Origin of the sequence: Paenibacillus tritici, assembly GCF_018207515.1 — a bacterium.
GTDB classification, from domain to species: domain Bacteria; phylum Bacillota; class Bacilli; order Paenibacillales; family Paenibacillaceae; genus Paenibacillus_AQ; species Paenibacillus_AQ tritici.
Window position 1 is genome coordinate 231,116 of sequence record NZ_CP073365.1, and the last position, 26,323, is coordinate 257,438.

Genomic DNA, 26,323 nt, shown 5'->3' on the forward strand with positions numbered 1-26,323 from the left:
CTGCTGATATGAGCAAATGATTGTTTAAGCACTATTTTCACATCTGCTATGCTCTGGGGGCAACCAATAAAACCTCGGGAGGCAATAAAATGAAAAGAACAGTTGCAAAGGTTACCAGTATGCTGCTGATATTCTCGCTTACACTATCTCTGATCGCCGGCGGATGGGGAAGTGCAGTAGTACATGCTGCGGGTCTTACGATAACCAGCAGCGGAGGCGGAGATGAAGCGGCATATGTGGAGTGGTCACCCGTGAACAATGCAACAGGATACAATGTGTACGTCAAGGCTGCAAGTGCAGCGGACTCCCAGTATCAGCAGATTCATACTGAATTGATCCGCAAGTATGCTTCCTACTGGAGAGCAGATGCCGTGGGACTTGCGGCCGGAAGTTATGTCATGAAGGTGGAGGCCGTATTGTCAGGCGGGGGCACGGCAAGTGCGGTTACGGGGACGCTGGGAGTAGCGCCGTATGACCGGTCGGGATTTGCTTTTTCGGCCCAATCACCCTATGGTACAGGCTCCGGCGCTTATAATGACAATGGGACGCTCCGAAGCGGGGCGCAAGTGCTGTATATCACCTCTCAGAATGCACAGACCGTAACGCTTCCCGTAGTAGTAAGCAGTTCGGGTACGGTACAGACCGGGGTTGGACTTGGCGGGATTCTGACGCTGAGACAAAAAGGCTATGACACCACGCCGCTGGCTATCCGGATCATCGGAAAAGTGACGGCTGCGGATCTGAGCGGACAGCTGAACAGCAGCGGCTATCTTGAGCTTAAAGGCAAAGCAAATTATACCGAAATGAATATTACGATCGAAGGAATCGGGAAGGATGCCTATGCTTATGGCTGGGGGATGCTGCTCAGATATACCGGGAATGTAGAGGTAAGAAACCTGGGCGTGATGTTGTTCCCTGACGACGGCATATCAATGGATACAGGCAATGCGAATGTGTGGGTGCATAATAACGATATTTTCTACGGATCAGCAGGGAGTGATGCAGACCAGGCCAAGGGGGACGGTTCTACGGACCTCAAGAAGGGATCAACGTATATCACTCTCTCCTACAACCACTACTTTGATTCTGGAAAAGCATCCCTGGTAGGACTTAGCGAGTCTGCCGAATTCTTCGTGACCTTCCACCATAACTGGTTCGATCATTCGGACTCCCGTCATCCGCGGATCCGAGTGGCCTCGGTCCATGTCTACAATAACTTCTATGATGGAGTCTCCAAGTATGGGGTCGGCGTTACTACCGGAGCTTCGGCTTTTGTGGAAGGCAATGTGTTCAGGAATGCTAAATATCCTATGCTGAGCTCCCTGCAAGGGACGGATGCTCTGGGTGAGGGCACGTTCTCAGGAGAGAATGGCGGGATGATCAAAGCCTATAACAATAGTATTGTGGGTGCGGCCAGTATAATCTATGCCAACTCCAGTGCAGGAACAGCTCCGGCGAATGCAACTTCACATGATGCTTACTTAGCATCGTCCAGAAGTGAACCCGTTCCAGGTCTGTATAAAGCTCTAGTGGGCGGAACAGCGTATAACAACTTCGATACTACTGTAGATACTGGAGTGAATGTCTCTGCGGTGGATAGCGTAAGCACGGTTGAACAGAATGTTACGGCAAAAGCCGGACGTCTGGGCGGCGGGGACTTCAGTTGGACATTCAATGATTCCGTGGATGACGCATCCTATGCAATGAACGCGCCGTTAATGTCTGCCATCCGCAGCTATACCTCGGGGCTGGTGTCTGTCGGAGGCAATTCCAGCCCGGTAGGGCCAACTCCGACTCCATCGGCAACGGCAGTGCCGACGGCTACACCTGTTCCAACAGCAACTCCGGTGCCAACGGCAACACCTGCGCCTACAGCCACGCCAGTGCCAACGGCAACACCTGCCGTAGGAGCAGCGGTTCATAACTTTACTGCCTCTGGGCTGGCGAGTAACTTTTTCAATATTCAAGGGAATCTCTCAACTTCGAAGGGGACTGTGGTATATAACGGCCTGACCCTAACCCAATGTCTGAAAATCGAGAGCGCCACCAGCATCCAGTTCACCGCTGCCAAAGCCTCAACCTTAACGCTGGTGTTCAATTCAGAAGGGAACAAGATCAAAGTCGATGGGACAAGCTATCCGATCACGAATGGCATTGCTGCAATCTCGCTCGCGGCTGGGACGCATACGATTAGTAAGGATAGTACGGCTAATTTGTATTATATGGTGGTGGAATAAAAAAGGCGATTCCTTCAAAGCAAGATGGGGAGTCTGAACCAGGGCGGCCTGCACGGGTCGCCTTTTACGGTTTAGTATTACAATAACTATTATTTGCTATAATATAGGTTATACGGATATTACTCCACACGAAGGGAGAGTTGATCGTGCTAAAAAACTTTTCATTTCAAACCTTTAAAAGTTTTGAATCCTCTATATTAGAAATTGAGAAATTGACTTCAATTATTGGCACTAATGCGGGTGGGAAGACGAATGCAATTGAGGGGATGAAGATACTTTCTGAAATCTCTTCAGGAAGAGAGCTATCCGTTATTCTTGATGGTTCGAAGAATGTGGACAGTGACATCCGAGGAGGAAGTGTAGGCTGCCCTAGAATTGGTACGGATACCTTTACACTGGGGTGTTTGGTAGATATTGATGAAGAGTACGACCTGGAGTATAGCATAACCATTAAAGTGAGTAATCGGGTTTTTGTGCTTTCTGAGAGTTTGTTGAAGTTATCCTCTAGCGGTGCTAAGCCAATTGTAGTTTTTCAGACCAAAGGTACGCCTGATGATTATAGCGATATTAACGTAGAGTATAATAATGGGCGTAAGGGGAGGAATCCCGAAGTGACCTGTATCCGTTCTGTATCTGTTTTATCGCAGCTATCCTCCAAAATGCCTACAACCACGGAGAATAACAAGAAGAACGTATTGTATATAAACTTGGTTCTCGAACGTCTGGGAAAGATATTATTCTTAGATCCATTGCCTAGTCGTATGAGAGATTATTCAAGGATGAGTGATCATGAGCTGAGACCAACGGCTGATAACATATCTTCGGTAATCTATGAGTTATGCAAAAATAAAGAATACAAGAAAAAGCTATTGGGAGCATTAAAGGATCTACCGGAAAATGAAATTCTGGATATTGGATTTATTGAAACATCAATCGGTGATGTAATGTTTCAATTAAAGGAAAAGTATGGTGAACAATCAGAATATGTCGAAGCAAAACGCCTCTCGGACGGTACGCTCAGATATTTAGCGATTCTCTCTTCTCTGATCACTGAAGAGCCTGACAGCATGATTGTTATCGAGGAAGTGGATAATGGGATTCACCCTAGCAGAATTAAAAGCTTGATCCAAACCCTATCTCAACTAACCAAAGAAAGACAAATTGATGTAATTATCACCACGCATAATCCGGCACTACTGAATGCCCTATCCAAAGAAGAGTTGTTCGGTGTTGTTCTGTGTTACAGAGATCCAGAGGACGGATCAAGTAAATTCTTTTCCCTCCCTGATATGGAGTCACTGCCGGTATTATTATCTAAAGGCAATTTGGGAGATCTGACAGTTAGAGACGAATTAGTTAGAGCATTAAAGAAGCCAATGGAAGATAACAAAGATCTAAGCTGGCTGGAGGTGTAAATATGTATGTTAATATTATCGACACCTCTATTCTATGTAACATTCTAGACTTACCATTTATGAGTCAAAATCGTTCAGCCGTCATAGATGAACTGGCTGCATTACAACAAGATAAGCAGCAGATTCTTATTCTTCCTTTGGCTTCTATTATTGAAACCGGTAATCACATTGCTCATATTGCTGATGGTAACATTAGAAGGAACCGGGCCGAAAAGATGGCCGAATTAATCAAAAAAACAGTGAACGATGAAGCCCCATGGACCTACTACGGAAAAGAGTTCGAAAGAGAAGATCTGCTGGAAATATCCAAGTCAGTTGTTGATCATGCGGTAATGAAAGTCGGAGTGGGTGACTTGTCCATCATCCAAGTATACAAGAAGTACAAAGAGAATGTTCCAGCTATAGGCTCGATAAGAATATGGAGCCTGGACCATCATTTACAAGCATATTTCGAAGAGATGCCTTCTATTCGGAGAAGAAGAGACAGGTAGATACATAAGATTAACGACGGCAGCGGCAGTCCAAGACGTGATAATTAAAGTCTTAGACTACCGCTGTTTTTTGTCATCCTTCTTCTTTATCATCAACCAAGTCAATAATCTCCCGTATGTCCTCAATATGTAAAGCTTCTGCTATTCTAACGATATGACTGAAATTAATACTTTCTCTCTTACCGTTGGCCAGTTCGCTTAATGCTGCATGGCGGACCTTGGATATTCTGGACAACTCTCTTAATGAAATTTTATGCTTATGAGTCAATTCAGCTATGTTTACTACAATTCTCTTCCTCATTGGAATCCCTCACTTATCTATACGCATAAGCGTATCGTATAATAATTTTATAATTGTTACGTATATACGTAACAAACTCACTTTGGAAATATGCTACGCTGTTTCTGTATCATAAATTAATGTAGTAGCTCATAAAGGAGGCTCCAATGCCGAACATTCTAGAATCGCTATATCATGGCAGTTTATTCCCTAACGAGGACACCATCTCTAAGGACCCCAGTTACCGCCCGCTTAACAGGCAGATTTCGGAATCTATTGAGGCTTGGAGACAGAGGCTGTCCCCAGGTGAGTTCGAGGAGCTGGAGTCTTTGTTGGAACTGTATTCACAAGTGCAGGGGATGGATATGACAGCTGCGTTTGTGTCCGGGTTCAAGGCCGGGACAATGATGATGATTGAAGTTCTGGTCGAGGAGTAGGTAAATCATTTGCAAGTATAAATGTAAGCGAAATTATTAGATCAACCCTTTATAATAATATGGAATTTACACTTTGTGATAAGGGGTGCAGGATGAGAAAAGCGATAATCAGGTTGGTAGCAATAAGTTTAATATTATTGTGTACAATGGGTGCTTCTGTAGTTAAGAATCCGCTAGAGGTTACCCAGAAGTTGTACATTAAAAACGATCAGGGGAATAATGTAATTTTAAAGAATTCAGCAGAGTATGGTATGAATTGGTTCATCACCGATAAAAGTCCTTATCAACACTACACCTTGTATAAGGGGCCGAAAGAACTGATTTATGCCCAGAGTTTTGAGGAAATTATTGCAATTAACGCTGCGTCAGGTAAAGTAAGCTGGAGATTTCCAAGTGATTGGAACAGCGATCTGGGTTCCCTGGTAGGGGCAGACGGTACATATTATATTCTTGGTTATGATTATGTAAAGCACTTATCCTCTACAGTATATCAAGCAGATATCCTGCGGTTTTCAAGTTCAGGAGAAGCCACCACCTTCAAAAATATTAAGCTGCAGACAAAAAGCTTCTTTGAGGATGGGGCATTATTCGATTTTTATCATACAGGGGATAGCGAAGGGAATTACATTGTTCTGACGGATAAAGGCCTGCAGTCGATTCGCAAGGATGGATCAACGAATTGGATGTTGAATACTATTTCTATGAAGGATAGAGCATTGGATCTTAACAACATAATGGGGCTTAGTGCAGATTCTAATGGACATATTATTGTTGATTTTACAGATGCCAAGGCAGTTCTGAATACGAGCGGAAACATTATACGGGTTGAGGATTATAATCAGATGAAGGCTAGGCCGGTCAGTTATTCAGACATTGACAGCAAGGACGGACATGGCGGCTATTACATACTTGATGATAGAGCGGCTACCCTTCAGGATCTGGATTTCAAGACACGTAAGCTGAAATGGAGTTATTCAATGAATCAATATGAGAAGGCTGCCGGAATAAGTCTCTTCTCCGGAAGCTTCGCAACTGATAATAAAGGTAATGTGTACTTTGGCGCCAATAACGGCAATGTGTATTCATTGGATTATAACGGAAAGCCGCGCTTTACGCTGTCGGTTGGCAGTCGTGTAATCTCTTATCCTGACATTGTTAGTGTAAATGACAGTCTCACAGTGATTAGTGTAAATAACAACATTATCTGTTTGCAAAAAAAGAGCAAATAATATCGTAAGATTAGATATAAATTATGTTCTGAAAAAGGAAGGAGGACGGATCTTACCGGGCCGTCCTCTTGTCTATTTGTAATTACGCCTACCCTCTTCACTCCCCCTCCTCCCCATACCGCCCAACCGCCATCTCCGCCGATTTCAACATGCGCCACTTAAGCTGCTTGCCCTCTACAATCTTGACCCGCAGGCCCAGGAAGCGGATTCGGGATAAGAGGAACTCGCTGTCGTCTCTCATGTAATTGACATGAATCTGGTAGATGCCGGTGGATTCATCGAAGGACACGGACTTATCGAAGCAGGAGAAGGCGGAGAGTATCCGCGACAGCTCTGCATTATAAGCCGGGATGACTTGGATGCAGGCGGATTCCTTCAGGCCTTCTAATAAGCGCGCTATCCTTGCCTTCAAGCCTTCAATCTGCTGGGCCGGGAGGGAAGCGGCTTCTACCGACACAATGTTCCGCAGCTTCGTGGACATCAGAGAACGCTGCCGGGTGCTGTACCACTGAAGATACCACTCCCGCTTATACATATTGTACTCCAGCTTATGAGGGAATCCCGCCTGATCCGCGCGTTCGCCGCCATGCTTAATCTGGTAAGTAAGCAGCATCCCCTGATTCTGCATGATCATCCGGCGGAGTGTGCGGAGCAGCGGATGGTAGACCTGGCGCTCTTTACTGCGGGCCTTCTCGATAATAATCTCCCCTACTTCAATGGAAGCCTCGGGTTCCAGCAGGGTATTCAATTTACTTAAAGTCTCCTGTGTAAAAGCAGCCCCCGAAGCCGGATGCCGAAGCATCGTCTTCAGCCAGGAGCGCTCCTGGGAGGTCAGCGCAAGCGACCCCGTTTCATCCAGGCGTGAGATGATCTGGAAGTTGAATATTTTCTCAAAGGGATTCATAGTAGCTCCTGATCTCCTTCCATTCCGCAATGAATTGCTTGCGAAGCCAGCGGGGTTCTAAGATCTCACAGCTCGAACCGAAGCTCCGCAGCCACGGCTTAATCTCATAAATCTCGTTCACGGTGATCTCGTACAGAAACGCTGCTTCGGATTCTTCCGTGATGACTCCCCACTGTCCCTGTGCTTCCACCCGTTCCCGGATGAAGTTAGCACCAGACCGGACAGGATTATAGAATCGGACCGCTACCTTAACCGTACGGTTCGTGTCGGTCACCCAGCTATTCTCCATCTGCGTATCAAGCTGCTGAAGCCTCGCCGCATATTCAGCTTCTTCCACAGGCTCGCCCTCTTCCATCTGGGTAAGGCCCTCCATCCGGAATTTCTTGATCCCCATCCGGGCATGATGCCCGATCAGATACCACCGCCCATATTGATGATCGTAGACGACACGGAGCGGCAGGATGCTGTCGTTGACACCCGCCGACTCCCGCTCGAAGAGGGGATTGGTATTCTGGGAGGTGTAGTTCATCCCTTTCTTCGGGGACAGATAGAGGAACCTGATTCTGCGGCGCTGCTGAATGGCTCCGAAGATCGTATAGAGATGGGCCTCGTCCAGAATACGCGAATGATAATTGTATTTGTATCTATGAGTCTCTGTAGCTTCGGGGGGATAACCCCGGTTCCGCAGCGCTTTCTTCAAAGTGTCGCGCAGCAGGTAACCCTGCACAGATGGAATCTGTGTATTGGCGATGACATCCACATAGTCGTAGAGGTCCAGAAGTTCGTCGCCGCTCAGCTGGTCGATCAGATCGTTGGCAGCCTTGAACCGGTACGGACGCTTCTCATTCACACGCAGAATAACGCCGACTTCCTCCAGGTATTTCAGATCTCCCCGGATGGTTTTCTCATCCGGCAGCAGTGAATCGTCCGGCGTCTGCTCGCAGCAGCGGTCATGCAGTTCCTTGGCCGTTAGCTCCTCACTCTGAAGTGCGGTTAACAGCCAGGTAAGCCGGAGGCTCTCCGTCTCCTTCAGCGACTTCGCCCGGAACAGGAACAGAAGCAGCGGGTCGGCGGATTCATAGTAATTGTAGCGGAGCCACTCGGAGAGTTCGGCACCTTGCTCAACGGGCAGATTCTGCTGGAGAACGGTAACCATTTCCTTCAGGTTGCGCAGCGTTTTGTCATAGGTATGTACCGAAATGCCGAGCCGGTCGGCGAATTGCTGTCTGCTGTAAGCTCCCCCGGCTAAAGACAGCATACGCAGAAACTGAATTTCTTTATCGAAACTTTCCTTGGCCATTTGTATTCCTCCAGCCTGTAGCGAACTCATGGGAAGTGATAGCTCTTATGTATATTAAGCAACAGAGTTGAAGGAAATGGAAGGTTTTTTACCTGCCGCCATACTTCCGCCCTGTTCGCAGATGGGAATATGAGGGAAGATAGGGCCATGAAGCAAGCGAATTGGAGTGATTGCAATGACCGATATAACTAAGCTTATTCGTGAGCAGCTGGAGCAGATTGAACAGGAAGAGCAAGTGACCATACTCTATGCCTGTGAATCAGGCAGCCGGGCATGGGGGTTCCCCTCGCAGGACAGCGATTATGATGTGCGGTTCATCTATCTGCATAAGCCGGAATGGTATTTATCTATTTATGAGCAGCGGGATGTTATAGAGCGTCCCATTAACAATATGCTAGATATAGGCGGCTGGGACTTACGTAAGGCGCTTAAGTTATTCCGCAAGTCCAACCCACCGCTGCTGGAGTGGCTGCAATCGCCGATCCAGTATGCAGAGAAGTTCAGTGTGGCGGAGCAGCTTAGAGGGAGTTCACCGTATACCTTTTCACCGAAATCCTGTATGTACCATTACTTGAACATGGCTAAAGGCAATTACCGCGATTATCTCCAGGGCGGGCAGGTCAAGATCAAGAAGTACTTCTATGTGCTGCGCCCGGTTCTGGCCTGCGAGTGGATTCATAGGTACGGGGAGATGCCGCCGATGGAGTTCGAGGTACTATTAGACCGGCTGATCCCTCAGGATGGGGAGCTAAGGCAGGTAGTGCAGCAATTGCTGGCCCGGAAGCGGTCAGGAGAAGAGCTGGACTACGAGCCGCGATTAAGTGCGATTAACGAGTATTTGGAAGAGCAGCTTCAAGTGCTGGAGAAGGTGGCAGCGGCGGCAGCCTTAGGGGTTAACGAGCACGGTAGTAGAGATCAGCAGCTTGATATTCTTTTTCGGGAGGCGCTGAGAGAAGTGTGGGGCTTGAATGTATAACCAAAGCATCCCGGCGTGGTTCCGTACCTGAAAGGAGAAAGAGATAGATCCGCGATTGTAAGAAGGTTAGAGCTCCGTCATCCTTCATACGATTGCATTCTACTTCTATGCCAGGGTGAATATGAAGAAGCAGGCGGCAGAGTTAAACAAGAAATTGAAATAAGCCGGGAGGCTGCGGGGCATCTAAAGGAACGGCTGGGTCCACGCAAAAATAAAGAGAGCGCCCTAAGGTTTCCCTAAGGTCCCGCTCTCTTGGTCCATCTCTTAAACGTTATTCCGTAACGTTATCCCATCACCACCAGCACATCGTTCACTGCCGCCATCCGGGCTACCGGAACCAGGTCGCCCTGGATGATCTCGCCGTTCATGACGATGCGGGAGACTCCCTTCTGTACACCTTGCTTGTTCTCCACCCGGATGTTCAGCTTCTTCCCGCGGAATTCGCGCACCATGGAGAAGTCGGTCCAGTCAGAAGGGACACATGGGTTCAGGCGGAGGCCATCCTTCTGCGGCTGCACTCCCATGATGCCCTCTGCCAGAGAGACCATGACAGTCGAGGCGGTGCCGGTGAGCCAGTGGACATGTGCCCGGCCTTGATACGGGCTGTCTTTGGATTCGACGAACTGCCCGTGTACGTAAGGCTCCAGCTTGCGGACCTCTGCGGTGTCGTTCATGCTGGCCGGGCTGCAGTTCAGGAAGTACTCGAACGCGCGTTCACCGTTGCCAATCATCGTCTCCGCCAGAATGAGCCAGCCTTGCGGCTGACTGAAGATGCCCCCGTTCTCCTTGGTGGAGACGTTGAACAGGGCCATCAGTGCTACCGGCAAGCCGTATTTCCGGAAAGGCGGGTAGAAGAGCATGGTGCCGTAATCGGTCCGCAGGTTCTCGTACACCTTCTCCATAGCGAGCTTGGCCTGTTCCGGGCGCGCGGCGCCGCTGAGTACAGCCCAGCTCTGCGGGTTCAGCCAGATTCTACCCTCTTCGTTCTCCCAGGAACCGATAATATAGTTGTCTTCGGTGAACCCGCGGACGAACTGGTCGTTCTCCCAGGCATACTTTTGGATATTGCTGTCCAGCTCCTCCAGCAGGCCCTCTGCCCACGCAGCATCCTCCGGTTTATTCTTGTTCTGCGCGATGTCCATGAATACTTTGAAGCCCATGTACAGCTGGAAGGCAACGAATAGGGATTCGCCCTTGGCCCCGAGACGCAGACAGTCATTCCAGTCAGCATGAAGTCCCACCGGCATCCCGTGCGCACCCATACGGTCGAGGCTGAACTGTAGAGCCTGCCGCAGATGCCCATATACCGTATCTTCGCCTTGATCGGAATAAGGAATGACCTCATCTGTGAAGTCCCAGTTACCGCTCTCATTCAAGTACTTGATAACGGTCGGGAACAGCCACAGGGCGTCATCGGCCCGATAGTGGGGATGCCCGGTCTCCCGTACATATTCCGGGTCGTCCGGTGTGCCTTCATGGCCCGGGTTATGGTCAAACTTCACAAGCGGAAGCCCGCCGCCGTTAGAGACCTGGGCCGAGATCATCAGCCGCAGGCGTTCCAGGGCCATCTCATGATCGAGATGAATGATGCCTTGAATATCCTGCACCGTATCCCGGTAACCGAGTCCGTTGCGCAGACCGGAGTACTGGAAGGAGGCCGCGCGCGACCAGATGAAGGTAATGAAGCATTGGTAGGCATTCCAGGTGTTGATCATATGGTTCAGATTGTCGCTTGGGGTCTGGACCTGGAAGCGGTTAAGCTTGCTGTGCCAGAAGGTCTTCAGTTCCTCAAGCTCCCGGTCTACCACGGATAGATCCTTATATTGGCTAAGAATAGCGGCTGCACCCTGCTCCTCATACTGGCCCAGCAGGAAGGCGATCTCCTTCTCTTCCCCCGGCTGCAGCTCCACATTAATCTGCAGGGCGCCGCAGGCATTGGCGTTATAGTTCAGAGAGTTGGAGCATTGGCCATTCTCTACGGAGAGCGGATTTCCGTAGCTGCGGTAATCGCCAAGGAACGTATCGCGGTCCCCATCGTAACCGGCAACCTCTGCACCGGCAGCGCCGAAGAATCGCCAGGTCTGCTCGCCCGTGATGTTCTCGTTGATCACCTGAAGGATTTTATCGTTCTTGAAATACGTCCGGGAAATAAATAGAGTGTACTGCAAATTGACGGTATCCTGCTCATAGTTGTTATCGTTGGTGAATTCAGCGAAGCCGAAGAGGGCCAGCTTCCGCGCAGCGGGGCCGTCATTACGGATCTTCATGCGCCATACTTCATGGGTTTGGTTCAGCGGTACATAGTATAAGGACTCTGTATGAATGTTGTCGTAATCCGAGACGATGTTCGTGTACCCGGTTCCATGATGGCATACGGACTTATACTGGTCCAGGTCTTTACCCACCGGCTGCCAGGAACCGGACCAATAGTCCCCGTTCTCTATGTCTTTGACGTAAATGTAGCGTCCCGGCTCGTCCTTGGAGTTGAAGTGGTAGCGGATATGCCGACCGTTGGCGCCGGATTTCACGAAGCTGTAGCCTCCGGCATTACCTGAGATAATCGCACCGTACTCCGGCGAGCCGAGGTAGTTGGCCCAGGGAGCGGGGGTATTGGGCTTCGTAATGAGATACTCTTTGTTCTTTTCATCAAAATGACCGTATTGCATAACATTCCTCCTCAAAGTAGATGACAGGTAGGATTGTAAACGCGCGTTCATAAAAGGCTTTAAGCTCCCACCCTTTTCCATTATAAGACATATTTAGGCTGACTATGTACTCTATTATTTGAGAAAAACAAAACGTAGAGTCTTTTTATAACCGTTTGCTATATTGGAGCCCGGGAACCTTATGGTTAAGATAGTGGAGATCATTCATAGGAGGGGTGCAGGATGCAGGTCAAGGGTTGGTCTGAAGACACGATGAGCTATGAATTAACGGACGATTTGTCTATCCGCAGAGCAGAGCCGGAAGAGTGGGGGGTGTATTGCTCGGTCTACTATAATATGAGATATAACGGATTTTTTAGAGAAGAGAGCTATGCGAATCCGCGTAGCAATGCCTTTTGGATATATAAAGGAGACAGCAAAATCGGCGGAGTCCGGATGTCACCGAATGTGATCTATCATCTATTTGTAATCCCGCCCTTCAGCGATTCATTCGGAGTATTGAAGTTGCTTAAAGGGCTGTTGATTCATTGGTCAGACCGGAAGGAACCCATACGGACCTATGAGGTTCTGCCGGATCAGGTGCAGCTATATGCGCGTGCAGGCTTTTGGCCGGATGAATTCAGATGCCGCTGGATGCAGCGGCCTACAGAGGTTTTTCAAGTGGACTGGGAGGACAACCTGCGGATAGAGAGCCCTGAAGTAGCGGAGAATGAGGCAGGGGATAAACGGTTCATCCTTACAGAAGAGATTGCCCGCTGTGATTGGGAGAGCTTTAGAGGCGGCTTGGATGCGACCCGGCGGAAGCAAACCGTTGTGGGAGATTTCCTGCCTACTGATCCTGATTACTCTAATGAAATATTAACACAGGCCTCCACGCTGGTATTTGATAAGGCCACAGGACAGCTCATTGCCAACTGCCGGTTATGTCTGCAGGATCAGGTGGCGGCAGTCTATAGCATCGGCGTTAACCCCGCTTACCGGGGAAGAGGACTGGCAACACGGATGCTGCAAAGAGCGCTAACGATGCTGAAGGGTACTTATCCGTTGCTGAGGTTGTATGTAATGGAGGGGAATGATGCGGAATCTGTGTACTATAATTTGGGGTTTATGCCGGGGGTGCAGGAGATTCAGAAGATGGTTATACCGGTACTGAATAACTCTACCCATGAAATTCCGCATAGCTGAGAGGTCAGAAAATATTTTGCTATTATGCCAACCCTCCCTCTGACCCATATGCAGGATCAGACGACACCTTTTGAGGTGTCTTTTTTACTATGTAGAGAACGATAGCGCCACCATCTATGAGTGGGAATTATAATATCTCCTACGAAGGGCGGATGCGCTTCATAAAAACGCAATGATTTTTGTCACAAAAAAGGAGATTTGTAGAGTTAATGTAGAGGTCTGTCGGATACTATTAGAAACTAAGAGATTATCATACACAAACCGGCCATTTCCGTTTAGCACAATTTGGTGAACATCTGCATTAGAGGGGAGGAAATTACAGGTAGGGCAAGCAGTACAGGCAGCAAGAAGGACAAGCAGTAAATGAAGATTTTCAGTGTCGGCTGATGCAATAACAGTACATTTAGATGAGGAGTACAGAGAAAATGACAACATCGAAGAAATGGAACAAAAGAGGGTCCCGCAGTCTGGCCGCCTCTTTGTCGATTGCGTTGGTCGCTGCCAACCTTGCGCTGGCCGGACCCGTGGCCCATGCGGCAGTCGCGGATAATGAGGGTTCGGAAGAAATTATCACTTCGGAGAAGTACCGGAGTTTCACCAAAGACGGCAGCAATGCTGTAAACTTAACCTTCCCGGAGCTATCTATAACCGCAGATGCCGGTGAAGAAATGACAGGCGCCACGGTTGTCATTAACGGGTATAAGCCGGGTGACAAGATTACGTTCGTAACGGAAAACACAGGAATTACACTTAAACCCAGTACAGGGAACGGCGTCTATATATTAGAAGGCAAGGCTTCGACCCAAGAGTATCAGAGTGTACTGAAGAACGCCAAGTTTACCATGACATCGCCAGGAGAGCGCAGTCTGACCTTCGGCCTTGGCCCTGTCCCGTCATTTAATAAAAACGGCCATTTCTATCAGTATGTGGCGGAAACTAGCATCACGTGGCCGAAAGCCAAGGCGGATGCCGAGGAGAAAAGTTATTATGGACGCAAAGGGTATCTGGTGACGATTACCGACCCGGATGAGAACGCTTTTATTGTTGAAAAGACTCCGGTGATTGGCTGGATTGGCGGGAAAGATGTGGCCCGAGAACAGAATGAACAACAGAACGATAGAGCAACCACGCGCGTTTCCACCTTGCAGAACAACGGAGAATATAAAGGCTACGGGGATTGGCGCTGGGTGACCGGACCTGAAGGAAAGATGCAGTACGAAGGCAAATCCGGACTTCCTTTCTACAAGGGGTATATCGCTGATGGAGGAGATAATGATGCCGCCCCGGTTACCGATGCAACTTACGGCCCTATGTACGCTAATTGGGCTCCGAATGAGCCCAATGATAAAACATACGAGCATGTGGTCCATATTTATTCTAGCGGTCCTAATAGCGGAAAATGGAATGATTATCCAACTAACTCCCAGGGGGTGCATGCCTACCTAGTGGAATACGGTGGCATGCCAGGCGATTCCAACACCAGCATTAACACAACCATAACACTGGTGGACAAAACAGCGCTGAAAACGGATGCCGGTGAAGCGCAGGAAATTCTCGACCTCGCTCCGCAGGTCTATACAAAGGAGTCTCTGGCCATTCTTCAAAAGGCAACAGATGCTGCCAACGCTGTCCTTGAAGATGACCATGCTTCCCCTGAAGAGATTGAAGATGCCCGCAAGAGCGTGGCGGATGCGGTTGAGGGACTGGTGAAGCAGCCGCCTGTGGCTGAGGAAGCGAGCTATACAGCCGGAAGAAACGATCAGGTATCCATAAAGTTTGACAAACCGGTCAAATTCAATGGAAACGATGCGGACCCGACGGACGACTTCAGAGTGACACTGGACGGAAGACTGGTTGATGTTACGAAGGCTGTAGTATCGCCCGAAGATCCCACTGTCATTATTCTGACCTTGGCCAGCCCGTTGTCCAATGACCCTGTGGTTAGAATCGAATATGATGACGCGCAATCGGCAATCGAGGCTCAGACATCGGGGAAAGAGCCCGTTTCAGACTTTACCCTGATCGCGAACGGTCCATTCGGTGACTCTTTGCAGATCCAGGAGCCTGCGAAGGGAACAGAGGTATATGGAGCAGACTTCCCGCTCCCGGTAACCGGACAAGCTGCACTGGACTCGGTAGTTACGGCTGCTGTCTATAATGTAGATGCCCATCCTGACGCCTATCTGTTTGACCTTGAGGTGGGAATTACCGTAACCGATAATGTTTACAAATGGGACACCAAGCTGCCGGGGCCGCTTGCACCGGGTTCCTACCATGTGGCGGTTACTTCAACCAAAACGTTCGGCGATGAAGTGAGAACCGAAACGAAGCTGGTGCCGTTTACAGTGCCGCAGCTGGAATTGACCCATGTGGCGGTGAACGAAGGTCAGCCGGATCACGCGGTATTGACGTTCAACCAGCCTGTAGGTTCCATGCTGACCGAGGCTGATCTTACCGGACTTACCGTCGATGGACGGAAGGTTATTGCTGTGAAGTCTGTACAGGGCGATAAAGTAGAAGTCGTTCTGGAGGATGCGCTTGGTCCAAATGATCCATTGGTCGTAGGGTACGATCCTGCTGCCGGTAATGTTACGGCTGAAGGCAACGTCCTGAACGAATTGAAGCCGATCTATGCCGGCGACCAGTCAGGCATCACGAAGGATAACAATGTAATTCCGCTTCAGCTGATTGCCGCCTATCCCGAAGCGGGCAAGCTTAAGCTGGTGTTCAACAAGCCGATCAACGACTTAACGGATCTGGCCGGATTCACTTACGGCGGAGTGCCGCTTCAGGAGCCTTTTGAGATCAATGGCAATGAACTGATCGTTCCGATTCCTGCTGATCATAAGGGCGGTCTGCTGAGCTACGATCCAGCGCTTGGCAACGTAACGGAGAATGGCAACAAGAATAACCCGCTTACGGGTCTGCAGCCGGGAATTGATCTTGGCGGGGATTCCAAGTATATCTCAGACGCAGGCAAGCTGCCTGAGGACGGTCTGGGATTAAGTGTTGGAGGTAAGCCGGTATCCTTAAGTCCAGCCTTCCAGTCAGATGTACCAAGCGGCTATCAGGCGACCGTACCTAATGAGACGGGTACCATTGCGCTGAATCTTGCTAAGTCAGGAGGGGACGGTACGCTGCGCAAGGTTAGCTTGAACGGTGTAGAGGTTCCTGACGGAGACTGGAGCAAGCTGCCGCTTCAGGAAGGGCTGAACATCATCCAAGTAGATATTGTGGATGCGAAGCGTCCGGGCGTTAAGCTGGGGCAATACCAGATTCAGGTCATCCGCGCAAGCGGGAAGCTCGTATCGCTTGATCCTTCGAGCGGCACGCTGCAGCCTGAGTTCAAGCCTGAAACTGCAAGCTATGATGTATCCGTAGCGAACAGTGTATATGAAATGTCATTCAAGCCGGTTACACTTGATCCGGGTGCGGTGGTAACACTTAGCATTGCCGGTGAAGCTCCGGTAGAGGTGACGAACGGAGACTGGAGCAAAGCGCTCCCTCTAAAAGTAGGTAAGAATGAAGTTCTGGTTACCGTTAAGGATTCCGCTGGTAAAACAAACACTTATACGATAATCGTTACCAGACAAGAGCCTGTTTCGAGTGGCGGCGGAGGTTCCGCACCAGCTCCTGCTCCGGATACCACCAAAACCGAAGTCATTGAGGTAGATGTGGCCATCGGCGGAGCCAATGTGGCTGGCATCACGAAAGTGCCGGTCCAGCGGACGACTCACAGCAACGGAACGATAACGGATCTGGTCCGCTTCACCAAGGATAAGGCCGAAGAAGCAGTAAAGAAAGCAAAAGAGACGGGACAAAGCATCGCCCGTGTGGTCATTCCCGATCCGGCAGACAATGTCAGCGAAGTGAATGTCCAGATTCCGGCAGAGACTGCCAAATTGCTGAAAGAGAATGGCATTGTGCTTGAAATCTACACAGAGAATGCGATCATCCGTATCCCTAACGCTTCTCTGGAAGGAATCGGGCAGGATTTCTATTTCCGCCTAGTACCGGTAAGGAATGCAGCAGAGCGCAATGAGATTGAGAAGAGAGCCACACTTGAGGCTGTAGTCCGTGAAGTGGCGAAGGACAATCGGATTGAAGTGGTCGCAAGACCGATGACCATCGAGACGAACCTGTCCAGCCGGGCAGTCACTCTGATTCTGCCGCTCAAAGATGTGAAGCTGCCTGCGAATGAAGCAGAGCGCAAGGCGTTCCTGGCGCAGCTGGGTATTTTCATCGAGCATACGGACGGCACCAAAGAAGTTGTGAAAGGAAAGGCGGTTACCTACAAAGAGGGACTGCTTGGACTGGAATTCTCGATCACGAAATTCAGCACCTTTACCATCATCAACTTCAATAATCAGGCTGCTGCACATAAATCCTATATCGTTGGCTTCCCGGATGGTCAATTCAAGCCGGACGAACGGGTAACACGTGCACAGATGGCACTGATGATCGCCAGAAATCTGAATTATGATGAAAAAGCGGTAGTAAGCCGTCTTCCGTTCCCGGATGTTGCTCTGCGGCATTATGCGGCAGGAGCCATTGCCTTTGTTAACGCACAGGCAGTGATGAAGGGTGATCCGAACGGACAGTTCCGGGCTGCTGCACCGATTACGAGAGCGGAGATGGCAGCCGTTGCTGCCAACTACATGAAGCTCGCTGTATCTTCGGACGGTAAATCCAGCTTCAATGATACAAAAGGACACTGGGCACAAGCTGTAATCGAAGCTAACGTGACGGCAGGCCTGCTGAAGGGCTACCCGGACGGCAACTTCAAGCCGAATGTCTATCTGACCCGTGCCGAAGCTGTAGTGATCGTCAATCAGATGTTTGACCGCGGCCCGCTGCATGGAGCAGAAGCCATCAAATTCCCGGATGTGTCCGAGAATCATTGGGCTTACCTGGATATCCAGGAAGCCGTGGTGGATCATCAGTACCGGATCGACGGTGAGCAGAAGGAACAACTGATCTCAGAATAAACTATGGGGGCTGGAGGAGATATAATTCTCCTTCAGCCCCTAAATTATTAAAAATTAAAGTATAATGAACATACGGTTGTACCGATTTCCCAGTTGTGAAGGAGATCCGAATGAGAGCAATCCTGATTGATGATGAAGAATTAGCGTTGAAATACTTGGAGCACCATCTGCGCAGACTCGGTGATTTTGAAATCATCGGCAAATATACTGATCCTCTGCAAGGCAAACTAAAGGTGGAAGAGACCGATGTCGATGTTGTGTTTCTCGATATCCATATCCCGGAGCTGAACGGGATCGAGCTGGCGGAAATGCTACTCGAACGCAAGCCCCATCTGCAGGTTGTATTCGTAACGGCATATGATAAATATGCCATCAAGGCCTTTGAGCTGAATGCTCTGGATTATGTGCTTAAACCGATTCACATGGATCGTCTGAGGCTAACGGTACGGAGATTGTATGCTCACCGGAGGAATGAGATAGCGGCCTCAACAACGCCGGAGTCAACAAGCTGGAGAATCCTGATGTTAGATGCCTTCCGGATCTATGAAGGAACGCAGGAGTATCATGTTCCGCTTCAATGGAGAACGGCGAAGGCCCAGGAAATCTTTTTCTATCTTCTGCATCACCGTGGAAAAGTGGTCAGTAAAGCCACTTTGATTGAATTACTATGGGCTGATTTTGATCTGAACAAAGCTTACCCGCAGTTATACACTGCTGTATATCATATCCGCAGAATACTGGAGCCCTTTGGCAGAGACCGGATTCTGCTGCAAAACACGGCGGACGGCTATCTGCTGAGGCTGGACGGGGTATACCTCGACGTTGACGAGTTCGACTCCTTCATCAAGGCTGGCCTGGAACTCTCGGAGGATACAGTGTCCGAATATGAACGAATCCTGAAGCTGTTCAAGAGTGAATATCTGGAGGAGTACGATTATGTGTGGGCAGAGCTTGAGAGGCAGCGCTACCAGCTGCAGTGGATCAGGATGAAGCTGAATCTGGTTCATTGGTATATGGAGAGCGAAGACTTTGAGCAGGCCTTCAAGCACATTGAGCAAGTCTGTACCCGTTATCCGTTAGAGGAACAGGCGCAGTTATTATATTTGAAAATATGCGACCGGATGGGCTTTCATTTTCTGGTGCAAAGGCAGTATACGCTGCTGGAGACGGTGATGGAAGCGGAGCTGTCAGAGAAGCCCAACCCGGAGATCGTCAAATGGTATAAAGGCTGGGATAAGAAACGGCAAAAAGGGTGAATCCGGGGATTCATCCTTTTTGCCCGTCCTATCTTAAATATGATATATTTAATCTTGAATGTCTTAAGTTCTGTTATGATCGAAGAAGGAGCGCCCCATGACCCCATTTGTCTACAAGCAAATTATTGCTGACCTCAAAATGAAGATCTTTGCAGGACAGTACGCCGGTATGAAGCTGCCGGATGAGCGCAGTCTTAGCGAGGCTTATCAGGTTAGCCGCAGTACCATTAAGCGCGCGCTGACCAAGATGGAGAGCTCGGGCATTATTTTCAAAAAACGCGGTTCCGGCACCTTCATCAATCCGTTATACATAAAAAACGATTCGATTTTCAATTACGAAGGCTCCAATCTCGGGGTCTCGGACAATTTCCAGATGCACGGCAAGAAGCCGGAGATCAAGGTGCTGAATTTCGAGGTGATCCGGCCCACGGAGGAGCTTCAGCGGGATCTGTTCCTGCAGCCCCATGATTTCGTGTATAAGATCGTACGGTTGCGCCTGTTTGACGGGGAGCCTTTTATGATCGAGACCGGGTACATTCCGATCAAAATCGTGCAAAATCTCGACCAGACGATTATCGAGGGGTCGATTTTTCATTATCTGGAGGAATCGCGCAATCTGGCAGTCACCAAATCCTTTTTGTCTATTTTTGCCGAGCCGTCGTTGCCGAATGATCAGGAGCTGCTGCATCTGAAGGAGAATGAGCCAGTGGGAATTATGGAGGGAATCTTCTTCCTCGATAACGGGACGCCGTTTGAATTCTCGCATATGCGCTTCCATTATGAGTATCTCAAGTTCAACACGTTCGTGTCTGTTCATTAACGAAAAAGGCCGGGGAATTTCCCGGTCTTTTTGGGATCTGCATATAATTTAGCTTCGGTTTAGCGAGGGTTTACGGTTTGTTGGGAGTGCTTGAACAGCTCTTTCAGGGCAACCAGGCTGCTGACTTTACTTATCTCTTCTTTCTTGAGGGTTACTGACTCTTCTCCGTGTTGGTTTCGTACTTCAGATTAAGAGCGGTCATGTTAAGCGGCAGCTTAGGGATAAACATAATCACCCTGGTGTAGGCCTCATAAATTTCAGCAAGAGCTTCCTCCCTTTTCTCTGCTGTTATTGTGTGGGCGGACACATAGGCTTCAAAGCTGTTTAGATCTTTCCCTGTAAACTTTATTGCGAAATTCCCGCTGAAGTCCGGATATTCTGTATCAAAGGTATAGGCCACCCGATCGGCAATCCCCCGTCCCCCCTGACTTACGATTTTCTGTTTAAGCTCCTCTTCACTCAAAGGCCGGAATCCTTTTTTTCAGTGCTCTCCTACTTTAAAATCAAAGCCTGGCAATTCAAGCCGCTGAATAGCTAAGCCTGCATCTTCGGAGGAAACGCCCAGGTCATCTTCAAAACGGGAGAAAAAGTTGTTTTAGACGGTGGCTTTCTGCTTCACTGAAGAATGCTTTGGCTTTGGAGGCGATCTCGTCCAGATTCTCCCGGTTCACCGCTACGTAATTTTCATCAGATATCTCCCGGGACGAACGGGTTCCCCGATAAATAGACATAGGAATATCCTGCAGCTCAATGCCAAAATATTTCTTAACCAGAAGAGGATAATACTTATTTTGAGCGGTTTCCTCATAATTGTTGCTGAGCTGTCTCCTAAGCGGAAGACCACCATCCACATGGCCGTTGGTGCGGCTTACCGTAAATACCAAGCTGCGGTCATTCGCCGGTGATGCCTTAAACACCTGATACCCGTCCTCATTTAATCCTTCTTTAGACACGATAACAAATTCAGATTGATAGGTTGCATTTAAGGCCCGGACGATTCCTTTTTGATAAAAGTATCCGCTTTTGGCAAAGAATAAACCGAACCCTGTCCAAAGGCACAGGCCGATTGCGGCAAGAAGGACAAGTCCTGTAAGGGTCACTTTTACCGTAATACGGGATCGGGAGGGGGTGGATGAAGTTCTCACGAATATCTGATCTCCTTCCTGATAGCAGCTGGGTGATATGCTTATGATTTAAATTTGTAAGTAATTCCAAAATGATACCGTATTCGGAATGGTGATGTCTAGAAGGGAGAAGCTATAGCAGCATTTTCATCGAAAATTTGAATATAATTTATTTACATAAATTATAAAATAAAGGTTATATATAAATTTATTGCTCTCGATTTCATACTATGTTCAAAATTTCACAATATTGGACCGTATCAATTGTTAAAAAGATTGAATTTCTCAAATGCCGATGTATGATGTAACTGTAGAAGTGATACATTCAAAATACAAAGACAAAAATTAGGAGTGGAAGACATGGGATTATTAACCGCACAGGTGGATTATTCTTCTAAAACTTATTTGGCAAAACTTGACGCTTACTGGCGCGCAACCAATTACATCTCCGTAGGTCAGCTCTATTTGAAGGATAACCCGTTGTTAAGAGAACCCTTGAAGGACGCAGACGTAAAAGTGAAGCCGATCGGACACTGGGGAACGATCCCGGGGCAGAACTTTATCTACGCCCACCTGAACCGCGTCATTACTAAATATGATCTGAATATGTTCTATGTGGAGGGTCCCGGACACGGCGGCCAGGTCATGGTCTCGAACTCTTATCTGGATGGAACCTACACCGAGATCTACCCGCAGATCACTCAGGATATTCCTGGACTCACAAAATTATTCAAACAGTTCTCCTTCCCCGGCGGCGTGGCCTCCCATGCTGCTCCTGAAACACCGGGATCGATTCATGAAGGCGGCGAGCTGGGTTACTCCCTGTCACATAGTGTTGGCGCAATTCTGGATAATCCTGATCTGATCTCGGCTGTCGTTGTAGGTGACGGCGAAGCGGAAACCGGTCCTCTGGCTGCTTCATGGTTCTCCAACCGGTTCATCAACCCGATTACAGACGGCGCGGTCCTGCCGATTCTGCATTTGAACGGCTTCAAGATCAGCAACCCTACCATACTGTCCCGTATGAGCAGAGAAGAGTTAACCGCCTATTTTGCCGGAAATGGCTGGGAGGCCTTCTTCGTGGAAGGCGAGAATCCGGATCTGCTGCACCCGGAAATGGCTAAGGTTCTGGATACCATCATTGAGAGAATCGAAGCGATTCAGAAGAATGCCCGTGACAATAACGACACTACACGCCCTGTATGGCCAATGCTGATCTTCCGTACCCCTAAAGGCTGGACTGGTCCGAAGGCATGGGATGGCGTACCGAATGAAGGCTCCTTCCGTGCCCATCAGGTGCCGATTCCGGTAGACCAGAAGAACATGAAGCATGCACCGGCATTGCTGGAATGGCTGAACAGCTACAGACCTGAAGAATTGTTCGATGAGAACGGCCGTTTGAACGCAGATCTGGCTGAGATTCTGCCTACCGGTGACAGACGGATGGGGATGAACCCTGTCACTAACGCAGGTAAGCTGATTAAAGATCTGCACAAGCCGAATTTCCGCAACTACACCCTCGATAATTCCGTTCCCGGTCAAGTGATTGCCCAGGATATGGCGGTACTGGGGAAATACCTGAAAGAGGTCGTCACCCTCAACGAAGAGAACCGAAACTTCAGAATCTTCGGACCGGATGAGACGATGTCCAACCGTCTGGGACCTGTGTTTGAAGTAACCAAGCGCCAATGGATGGATTCCATCCAGGAGCCTCAGGATGAATTCCTGGCCCCTTACGGCCGTGTCATTGATTCCCAATTGTCCGAGCATCAGGCGGAAGGCCTTCTGGAAGGATATGTACTGACAGGCCGCCACGGATTCTTCGCCAGCTATGAAGCCTTCCTGCGCGTGGTGGATTCGATGATTACCCAGCACTTCAAATGGCTGCGCAAGGCTACAGACCAGACCTGGCGCGAAGATATTCCATCCTTGAATGTGATTGCCACATCGACCGTGTTCCAGCAGGATCATAACGGTTATACCCACCAGGACCCGGGTCTGCTGGGTCACCTGGCAGATAAGAAGCCTGAATTCATCCGGGAATATCTGCCGTCCGATGCGAACAGCCTGCTGGCTGTGTTCGACACGATCCTGAATGACCGCCAGAAGATCAACCTGATCGTATCGTCCAAACACCCGCGTCCACAGTGGTTCTCGGCAGATGAAGCTCAGGAGCTGGTGAGCAAAGGCCTCAAAATCATTGACTGGGCCAGCACCGACAAAGGCGGAGAGCCGGATGTGGTCATTGCTTCGTCCGGTACGGAGCCCACGATGGAAAGCCTGGCTGCCATCTCGATCCTTCATGAGAAGCTGCCTGAGCTGAAGATCCGTTATATCAACGTGGTCGATCTGCTGAAGCTGAGAAGCCAGAAGCTTGATCCGCGCGGCTTGTCTGACGAGGAGTTTGATCAATTTTTCACAAAGAATAAACCGGTAATCTTCGCATTCCACGGCTATGAAGGCCTGATCAAAGACTTGTTCTTCGACCGCCACAACCATAACCTGCATGTGCATGGCTACCGCGAGAACGGCGATATCACTACACCATTCGATATGCGTGTGCTCAATCAGATGGATCGCTTCGATCTCACGAAGGAAGCCGTACTGAGCTTGCCGGATGCCGGCAACTATCAGGCCATTGCTGACGAGATGGACGCTATAGTGAAGAAGCATCACCAGTACATCCGTGAAGAAGGCATTGATCTGCCAGAGGTTGAGAACTGGGTATGGAAGGCTTTGAGCTAATCGTCAGATGCAGGCTGTAATTTCAATATAGTTAGCTCCAATGAGGGAGTGCCCGGAGGGTCATGTAAATGGCCGGGGGCACTCCCTTTGTGTGCAGGAACGCCATTGCTGCCGTTCATCTCGACCATGTGCTTCCAGTAGCGCTTCGGCATCAGTGAAGAACGCAAGCGGTCGTTGCGGCGCTCCTTGATTCCGATGGCATGGTAAAAGCCTGTCCATAAGCGGCGGTAAGCCTCCTCCGCTTCATCCGGCTCGGGCGGTGTCCATCCGCTTAAGGGGAGAATGGCCTCCCGCCCAGGCTCATGAACCAGCGCCATTCCGTGGGTCTGGTCGTAGATCATGAAGCTCTCTCCCTGGAACCGGTCGCAAAAGTGCTTCTGAATCACAGGAAGGATGTATCCCTGCGGCTCAATGACTGCGGCCATAACCTGGCCGTATACGGAGAAACGCACAAATCCCGTATAGAGGTGGCCCTCCCGCCGGAGCTGCTGCACGGCCTTCATCAGCGCATTGACGGTGTCATCGGCCAGCATATTCATCACCTTGCGCCCGTGCTGGAAGCCTAGATACAGGAACCTCAGCAGCAGCATTTCCTTATCGGGTTCGCAGGTCCAGAAGCCCATGCGGACCAGCTCCTCGGCTTCAGGACTGATCCGCAGCGGGATGGACTTAAGGACCCGATCAGCCTTGTCCTTGTCGGTCCCGATCCATTTCGCTTCCAGCAGCAGTCCCTGTTCCCCGCCTTCGGCATGAATCGCAAGCGGAGTCTCCTTCCATACATAACTCTCAAATACACAGCAGAGCAGGCCCTCGAAGCTTCCATCATAGGTGTAAGCCAGTGCGGACGGCTGGAACATCAGGTCTCCGCTCCCTTCTTGAACCCGTCCCATCCCCCGGCTGCCGGGAGAGCCGCCAGGTTGAAGTCGTCGAATAGAGTCAGCTGCTCGTATTGCGGCGGCTGGTTAGGCGCGAGCTGCTGTCCGGACATGAGTGAGCGAAGCAGGGTATGCTCGCTCACCTTCAGTCCTTCCAGCGGCTTGTCCTTGCAGGTGATGAAGAATTGGGCGCGCTTGAGGACAACTCCGAGCTTCTTCAGCGCATGATAATCAAGCGCCCCGGCCCGTCTTGCCTTCACAATCCGCTGGGCACTCCTCACGCCGATGCCGGGAACACGCAGGAGCATCTCATACGGGGCGCGGTTGATCTCAACGGGGAACTGCTCCCGGTGATTGACAGCCCAGCTGCACTTCGGGTCCAGCAGCGGATTGAAGTTAGGCACAGCCTCGTCCAGCAGTTCACTCGCCTTGAAGCCGTAGAAGCGCAGCAGCCAATCGGCCTGATAGAGCCGGTGTTCACGCAGCAGCGGGGGCTTGGTATCGAGGGAGGGCAGCAGTGAATCCTCGATTACCGGAGTATAGGCGGAGAAGAATACGCGCTTCAAAGCGTATTTGCGGTATAAGCCTTCCGTCAGATTGAGAATCTGGTAATCTGTATCGGGCGAAGCCCCCACGATCATCTGGGTGCTCTGTCCGGCAGGTGCGAACCGGGGAGCGTGGTTATATTTGACGATATCGGAGCGGTTCTCCTTAATCCGGCCCGAGATCAGCCCCATCGGCTTCAGGATGGATACCTTGCTCTTATCGGGAGCGAGCAATCCGAGACTCTCCTGCGAAGGCAGCTCGATGTTAACGCTCATGCGGTCAGCGAGCAGCCCGAGTCTGGACAGCAGGGCATCGTCAGCTCCGGGGATGGCCTTGACATGGATATAGCCGTTGAAATGATAGACATTCCGCAGCAGCTCCAGCGCCGCTATCAACTGCTCGGTCGTATAATCCGGGCTCCGCATAATACCAGAGCTAAGGAATAGTCCTTCTATGTAATTGCGCCGGTAGAACTGCATGGTGATATCCGCGATCTCCTCAGGGGTGAAGGCCGCCCGGCGGATAGAATTGGATTTGCGGTTGATGCAATAGGCACAATCATATACACAACCGTTGGTCATAAGCACCTTCAGCAGTGAGATGCAGCGTCCGTCTGCCGCGAAGCTGTGACAGATGCCCATAGCGGAGGTATTGCCGAGCGCTCCCGCCTGGCTTGCCCGGCTGGAACCGCTTGAAGTGCAGGCCACATCGTATTTCGCTGAAGCGGTTAGAATCTCTAATTTCTCCATGACATCCACGGTCTCAATCCCCCTTATATGAATGCATTATATACCGAACATACGTTCTTGTCAAAATCGTGAAGCGGCAACCATCACCCGGTAGAATGTA

The 26,323-nt window shown here is 49.8% G+C and carries 19 protein-coding genes; 11 read left to right on the forward strand and 8 right to left on the reverse strand.

Going from position 1 to position 26,323, the window contains the following annotated elements; all coding sequences use genetic code 11:
- Window positions 1-89: 89 nt before the first annotated feature.
- The 3 genes from KDC22_RS01135 (at window position 90) to KDC22_RS01145 (ending at window position 4,143) form a co-directional block, all read left to right on the forward strand.
- Window positions 90-2,237, forward strand: a complete 2,148-nt coding sequence (locus KDC22_RS01135) for a pectate lyase family protein (RefSeq protein WP_211721790.1) — start codon at window positions 90-92, stop codon at window positions 2,235-2,237.
- Between the two features lie 146 nt (window positions 2,238-2,383).
- Window positions 2,384-3,652 (forward strand): AAA family ATPase, encoded by a 1,269-nt coding sequence (locus tag KDC22_RS01140; RefSeq protein WP_211721791.1) that lies wholly within the window; start codon window positions 2,384-2,386, stop codon window positions 3,650-3,652.
- A 2-nt stretch (window positions 3,653-3,654) separates the two neighbouring features.
- Window positions 3,655-4,143: a hypothetical protein gene (locus KDC22_RS01145; RefSeq protein WP_173135485.1), complete on the forward strand. Its 489-nt coding sequence runs from the start codon at window positions 3,655-3,657 to the stop codon at window positions 4,141-4,143.
- Window positions 4,144-4,216: 73 nt separating this feature from the next.
- Here the strand turns inward: KDC22_RS01145 and KDC22_RS01150 are convergent, their stop codons facing one another.
- Window positions 4,217-4,444, reverse strand: a complete 228-nt coding sequence (locus KDC22_RS01150; RefSeq protein ID WP_173135482.1) for a helix-turn-helix domain-containing protein — start codon at window positions 4,442-4,444, stop codon at window positions 4,217-4,219.
- A gap of 146 nt (window positions 4,445-4,590) precedes the next feature.
- Between KDC22_RS01150 and KDC22_RS01155 the strand changes: the two genes are divergently transcribed.
- Entirely contained in the window at window positions 4,591-4,860 is a 270-nt protein-coding gene (locus tag KDC22_RS01155) for a DUF6809 family protein (RefSeq protein WP_173135479.1), read from the forward strand.
- A gap of 251 nt (window positions 4,861-5,111) precedes the next feature.
- Entirely contained in the window at window positions 5,112-6,089 is a 978-nt protein-coding gene (locus tag KDC22_RS01160; protein WP_211721792.1) for a hypothetical protein, read from the forward strand.
- Between the two features lie 97 nt (window positions 6,090-6,186).
- Here the strand turns inward: KDC22_RS01160 and KDC22_RS01165 are convergent, their stop codons facing one another.
- Window positions 6,187-6,993 (reverse strand): WYL domain-containing protein, encoded by an 807-nt coding sequence (locus tag KDC22_RS01165; RefSeq protein ID WP_211721793.1) that lies wholly within the window; start codon window positions 6,991-6,993, stop codon window positions 6,187-6,189.
- The gene (locus KDC22_RS01170) at window positions 6,980-8,293 is read right to left on the reverse strand and encodes a helix-turn-helix transcriptional regulator (protein ID WP_211721794.1); all 1,314 of its coding nucleotides are present in this window, start codon (window positions 8,291-8,293) and stop codon (window positions 6,980-6,982) included. The genes KDC22_RS01165 and KDC22_RS01170 overlap by 14 nt, the downstream gene beginning before the upstream one ends.
- Window positions 8,294-8,468: 175 nt before the next feature.
- On the opposite strand from KDC22_RS01170, the gene KDC22_RS01175 reads away from it, so the two are divergent.
- Window positions 8,469-9,269 carry a nucleotidyltransferase domain-containing protein gene (locus KDC22_RS01175; protein WP_211721795.1) on the forward strand — a complete coding sequence of 267 codons (801 nt, stop codon included), beginning with the start codon at window positions 8,469-8,471 and terminating at the stop codon, window positions 9,267-9,269.
- 284 nt (window positions 9,270-9,553) lie between these two features.
- Here the strand turns inward: KDC22_RS01175 and KDC22_RS01180 are convergent, their stop codons facing one another.
- Window positions 9,554-11,935, reverse strand: a complete 2,382-nt coding sequence (locus tag KDC22_RS01180; protein ID WP_211721796.1) for a glycoside hydrolase family 94 protein — start codon at window positions 11,933-11,935, stop codon at window positions 9,554-9,556.
- Window positions 11,936-12,157: 222 nt separating this feature from the next.
- Here KDC22_RS01180 and KDC22_RS01185 point away from each other — a divergent pair, with 222 nt between their 5' ends.
- From KDC22_RS01185 to KDC22_RS01200, 4 genes are all read left to right on the forward strand, one after another.
- Window positions 12,158-13,120 (forward strand): GNAT family N-acetyltransferase, encoded by a 963-nt coding sequence (locus tag KDC22_RS01185; protein WP_211721797.1) that lies wholly within the window; start codon window positions 12,158-12,160, stop codon window positions 13,118-13,120.
- Window positions 13,121-13,545: 425 nt separating this feature from the next.
- Window positions 13,546-18,108, forward strand: a complete 4,563-nt coding sequence (locus KDC22_RS01190; RefSeq protein ID WP_211721798.1) for an S-layer homology domain-containing protein — start codon at window positions 13,546-13,548, stop codon at window positions 18,106-18,108.
- Between the two features lie 110 nt (window positions 18,109-18,218).
- On the forward strand, window positions 18,219-19,364 hold the full coding sequence (locus tag KDC22_RS01195; RefSeq protein ID WP_211721799.1) for a response regulator: 1,146 nt from the start codon (window positions 18,219-18,221) through the stop codon (window positions 19,362-19,364).
- 97 nt (window positions 19,365-19,461) lie between these two features.
- Window positions 19,462-20,184: a GntR family transcriptional regulator gene (locus tag KDC22_RS01200; RefSeq protein ID WP_211721800.1), complete on the forward strand. Its 723-nt coding sequence runs from the start codon at window positions 19,462-19,464 to the stop codon at window positions 20,182-20,184.
- 151 nt (window positions 20,185-20,335) lie between these two features.
- Here KDC22_RS01200 and KDC22_RS01205 read toward each other — a convergent pair whose 3' ends face one another.
- Window positions 20,336-20,647, reverse strand: coding sequence for a hypothetical protein (locus KDC22_RS01205; protein WP_211721801.1), 312 nt, complete (start codon window positions 20,645-20,647; stop codon window positions 20,336-20,338).
- A 109-nt stretch (window positions 20,648-20,756) separates the two neighbouring features.
- Window positions 20,757-21,329, reverse strand: a complete 573-nt coding sequence (locus tag KDC22_RS01210) for a hypothetical protein (protein ID WP_211721802.1) — start codon at window positions 21,327-21,329, stop codon at window positions 20,757-20,759.
- Window positions 21,330-21,668: 339 nt separating this feature from the next.
- On the opposite strand from KDC22_RS01210, the gene KDC22_RS01215 reads away from it, so the two are divergent.
- Window positions 21,669-24,053, forward strand: coding sequence for a phosphoketolase family protein (locus KDC22_RS01215; protein WP_211721803.1), 2,385 nt, complete (start codon window positions 21,669-21,671; stop codon window positions 24,051-24,053).
- On the opposite strand, the gene KDC22_RS01220 is transcribed toward KDC22_RS01215, so the two are convergent.
- Both KDC22_RS01220 and KDC22_RS01225 read right to left on the reverse strand, forming a co-directional pair.
- Window positions 24,050-24,943, reverse strand: coding sequence for a TIGR03915 family putative DNA repair protein (locus KDC22_RS01220; protein WP_246553214.1), 894 nt, complete (start codon window positions 24,941-24,943; stop codon window positions 24,050-24,052). The genes KDC22_RS01215 and KDC22_RS01220 overlap by 4 nt on opposite strands.
- Window positions 24,910-26,223 carry a putative DNA modification/repair radical SAM protein gene (locus KDC22_RS01225; protein WP_246553216.1) on the reverse strand — a complete coding sequence of 438 codons (1,314 nt, stop codon included), beginning with the start codon at window positions 26,221-26,223 and terminating at the stop codon, window positions 24,910-24,912. The genes KDC22_RS01220 and KDC22_RS01225 overlap by 34 nt, the downstream gene beginning before the upstream one ends.
- Window positions 26,224-26,323 lie beyond the last annotated feature (100 nt).